Raw genomic sequence first — 3,133 nt, 5'->3', positions numbered from 1 at the left:
CGCGCTCGGCGGGGCCGGGACCGCGGGCGGCGCGGCGGCCTCCGGGTCGGCCAGGACGATACGGAGCGCCCCGAGGCGCACGCCGGGCACGGCGTCGGCCGCCCGGCGCAGCACGGCGTCCGCCGCGTGCTCGGTCAGCCAGGCCCCGTCCTCCGGCCCGCCCAGCGGGAGGAGACGGCCGAGCCGCAACTGCTGCCGCACGGCTTGTGCGAGTCGGTCCGTGACCATGGCGCCACTCCTTCGGCGAGAGAGCCCCTGAATGCGTGCATAACTGGAGCCTTCCGAACAAATCACCTTTAGTGTGGCAAGTAGAGCGACTGGATACGAAAGGGGCGAATGGTGATGTCCGAGACCGCGCCACGGAGCCGGCCCCAGACCCCCGTCGCGGAACCGTCCGCCGGTGCGCCGAAGACCTTCGGGAGCAGCATCGACCCGGGAGCGCGCGGCCGTACCACCATCGCCGACGGTGTGGTCGAAAAGATCGCCGGAATGGCCGCCCGCGATGTGGTCGGCGTCCACACCATGGGCAGCGGCATCGCCCGCACCTTCGGCGTCGTCCGCGACCGGGTGCCCGGCGGCGGCCGATCGGTCGCCCGCGGGGTGAAGGCCGAGGTGGGCGAGGTGCAGACGGCCCTCGACCTGGAGATCGTGGTGGACTACGGCGTCTCGATCGCCGACGTCGCCCGGGCCGTGCGGGAGAACGTGATCGCGGCGGTCGAGCGGATGACCGGCCTCGAGGTGGTCGAGGTCAACATCGCGGTCAGCGATGTGAAGTTGCCGGATGAGGAAGAGGAATCGCCGGAGCCCAGGCTTCAGTAACGGCGCCGCGCGGCGCCGCGGCGGCTCCGGTCGGCTCCAGCAGGGGAGCACACGATGAGCATGGCCGTGATCGGGATGATCGCGGGGATGGCGCTGGGTTTCGCCGGATTCTTCGGTGGTTTCGGGGCCTTTCTGCTGGTGGCGGCGCTGGGCGCCGTCGGGTTCGTGGCGGGCCGGTTCCTGGACGGTGACCTGGAACCCGGCGACTTCTTCCGCACCCGCGACCGTGGTGAACGGCGGCGGTGAGCGTGACCGAACCGGGCGAGCGCGGCGCGACGCGCATCGCGGACCGCGTCGTCGCGAAGATCGCCACGTGGGCGGCGCGGGAAGCGCTGGGCAGCGGGCCGGGACTGCTGCCGTACGCGGCCGTCGCGGTCCGCGCGGGCGCCGCGCGCGTCCGGGTCGCCGTCGAACTGGGCTATCCGTCCGACATCGCCGCGCAGTGCGCGGCGGTACGGCGCCAGGTGACGACCCGGGTCGGCGAACTGACGGGCATGGAGGTGCCGGACGTGGCGGTGACCGTGGAACGCCTGCACTCACCGCAGCTGGACCGGGGGAACGTCCGATGAACGGTTTGGGCCGCCCCGGCCGCTTCTGGTCCGCCCGGCGCGTACCGGCCGGGCTGACCGCCCTGGTGCTGCTCGGCGCGCTCGGCCTGCTCCTGTACGACATCGTCTCCGAACGCACCGGTCACCCCGTGATGGAGTGGCGGCGCTGGCTCGCCGAACAGCTCGCCACGCGCCCCCTCCACGACGGCTGGATCGTGGGGATCGCGGTGGCCCTGATCGTGATCGGCGCCTGGATGGTGGCGCTGGCCCTGACCCCGGGCCTGCGGGGGCTCCTGCCGATGGGCCACGACGAGAACGATGCCGATGCCATCCGGGCCGGAATCGACCGCACCGCCGTCCGCCTGGTCCTGCGCGACCGGGCGATGGCGGTGCCCGGCGTACGCGCCGTACGGGTCGATGTCGGCCGCCGCCGCATCAGGGCCCGCGCCCAGGCGCACTTCCGCGACCTCGACGAGGTACGGGCCGACCTGCTGACCGCCCTCGGCGACGGCATCCGGCAACTCGGGCTCGCCCGGCGGCCGGGACTGTCCGTCCGCGTACGGCGACCGGCGAGGTGATCGGGCGCCATGCGGATCGTGAACCGGGCGCTGCTGGGGGTACTGGGCTTGACCCTGGTGGGTGCGGGCGCGGCGGTCCTCCTCGCCGGACGGCGTTCCCCTCACTCCGTCCTGCTGACCCGCGCGGACCGGGTGCGCTGGGGCGCCGAGGACTGGTGGTGGCCCGGCGTCATCGCGGCGCTGAGCGTGCTGGTCCTGCTCGCGCTGTGGTGGGCCCTGGCCCAACTGCGGCGCCGCCGCCTGGACGACGTCCTGGTCCCGCTGGACGACGGCACCGGCGCCCGCCTGCGCGGCCGCGCCCTGGAAGCCGCCCTGAGGGCCGACGCGGAGTCCCTGACCGGCGTCGCCCACGCCCACGTCCACCTCCACGGCCGCCGCGCCGCGCCGAGGGCGCGGGTGGGCCTGGTCCTGGACGCCAGGGCGGAACCGATGGCGACCCTACGGGCCCTGGAAGCCGAGACCCTGACCCAAGCCCGCACCTCAGCGGGCCTGCCCCACCTCCCGGCGGAGGTCCGGCTACGGAGCGAACACCACGGGGCGGAGCGAGCGCGGTAGTGCGCCCGGGGTGTGTCCTGGGTGCCGGGTGCGGGGCCTCCGGGGCAGGGTCCTGGACTCGTATATTTTTGGCGCCGGTGCCCGGAGGCGTGGGNGGGGCCTCCGGGGCAGGGTCCTGGACTCGTATATTTTTGGCGCCGGTGCCCGGAGGCGTGGGGTGGGCCGGAAATGGGCGCCACACATATACGGAACGTCCAGGACCCCACCCCTGCGCCCCCGCCCCCTCCCGCCTCGTCGGCGGCCACCGGCCTCTTCCCAGCCGTGGGAACGTGGTGCCCCTGCCCCGGAGGCCCCGCCCCGGCACCACCCACCGGACCACCCGCGCCTGCACCCCGTTCCGGGTACGCAAAACCCAGCCCCTCCGGGCGTACAACCCAGCCTCTTCGGTGAGGAGTGGGGTCCAGGGGCGGTGATGCCCCACCCCCAGTCCCTCCGGCGATTGGGGAGCGGGGCCCAGGGGCGCCCTACCCCCAGCCCCTCCGGCGAGGAGCGGGCCCCGGGGGTGGTGATGCCCCACCTCCAGCCTCTCCGGCGATTGGGGAGCGGGGCCCAGGGCGGGGTGATGCCCCACCCCCAGCCCCTCCGGCGATTGAGGAGCGGGGCCCGGGGGCGGAGCCCCGGCGGGGGTTTGGG

The 3,133-nt window shown here is 74.5% G+C and carries 5 protein-coding genes and 1 pseudogene; 5 read left to right on the top strand and 1 reads right to left on the bottom strand.

Features of this window, described 5'->3' with window-relative positions; all coding sequences use genetic code 11:
* Nucleotides 1–228 (bottom strand): annotated as a pseudogene (locus tag EEJ42_RS10315) (nucleopolyhedrovirus P10 family protein); the annotation flags it as partial.
* A gap of 114 nt (nucleotides 229–342) precedes the next feature.
* On the opposite strand from EEJ42_RS10315, the gene EEJ42_RS10310 reads away from it, so the two are divergent.
* Genes EEJ42_RS10310 through amaP form a run of 5 tightly spaced genes read left to right on the top strand, consistent with a single transcriptional unit; the run spans nucleotide 343 to nucleotide 2,500 of the window.
* A complete protein-coding gene (locus EEJ42_RS10310) occupies nucleotides 343–819 on the top strand; it encodes an Asp23/Gls24 family envelope stress response protein (RefSeq protein WP_123099660.1) in 477 nt (158 codons plus the stop codon).
* A 54-nt stretch (nucleotides 820–873) separates the two neighbouring features.
* Nucleotides 874–1,065, top strand: a complete 192-nt coding sequence (locus EEJ42_RS10305; protein WP_009718945.1) for a hypothetical protein — start codon at nucleotides 874–876, stop codon at nucleotides 1,063–1,065.
* On the top strand, nucleotides 1,062–1,388 hold the full coding sequence (locus EEJ42_RS10300) for an Asp23/Gls24 family envelope stress response protein (RefSeq protein ID WP_123099659.1): 327 nt from the start codon (nucleotides 1,062–1,064) through the stop codon (nucleotides 1,386–1,388). The genes EEJ42_RS10305 and EEJ42_RS10300 overlap by 4 nt, the downstream gene beginning before the upstream one ends.
* On the top strand, nucleotides 1,385–1,945 hold the full coding sequence (locus EEJ42_RS10295; protein ID WP_123099658.1) for a DUF6286 domain-containing protein: 561 nt from the start codon (nucleotides 1,385–1,387) through the stop codon (nucleotides 1,943–1,945). The genes EEJ42_RS10300 and EEJ42_RS10295 overlap by 4 nt, the downstream gene beginning before the upstream one ends.
* A 9-nt stretch (nucleotides 1,946–1,954) precedes the next feature.
* A complete protein-coding gene (gene amaP / locus EEJ42_RS10290) occupies nucleotides 1,955–2,500 on the top strand; it encodes an alkaline shock response membrane anchor protein AmaP (RefSeq protein ID WP_123099657.1) in 546 nt (181 codons plus the stop codon).
* Nucleotides 2,501–3,133 lie beyond the last annotated feature (633 nt).

This window comes from Streptomyces botrytidirepellens, from assembly GCF_003721215.1.
GTDB classification, from domain to species: Bacteria; Actinomycetota; Actinomycetes; order Streptomycetales; family Streptomycetaceae; genus Streptomyces; species Streptomyces himastatinicus.
This window is presented reverse-complemented; position numbering and strand designations above follow the sequence as displayed.

Excerpts from the sequence above, each read along its gene's own strand:
- EEJ42_RS10310 (WP_123099660.1), top strand. The coding sequence starts at position 343 with ATGTCCGAGACCGCGCCACGGAGCCGGCCCCAGACCCCCGTCGCGGAA.
- EEJ42_RS10305 (WP_009718945.1), top strand. The coding sequence starts at position 874 with ATGAGCATGGCCGTGATCGGGATGATCGCGGGGATGGCGCTGGGTTTC.
- EEJ42_RS10295 (WP_123099658.1), top strand. The coding sequence starts at position 1,385 with ATGAACGGTTTGGGCCGCCCCGGCCGCTTCTGGTCCGCCCGGCGCGTA.
- amaP (WP_123099657.1), top strand. The coding sequence starts at position 1,955 with ATGCGGATCGTGAACCGGGCGCTGCTGGGGGTACTGGGCTTGACCCTG.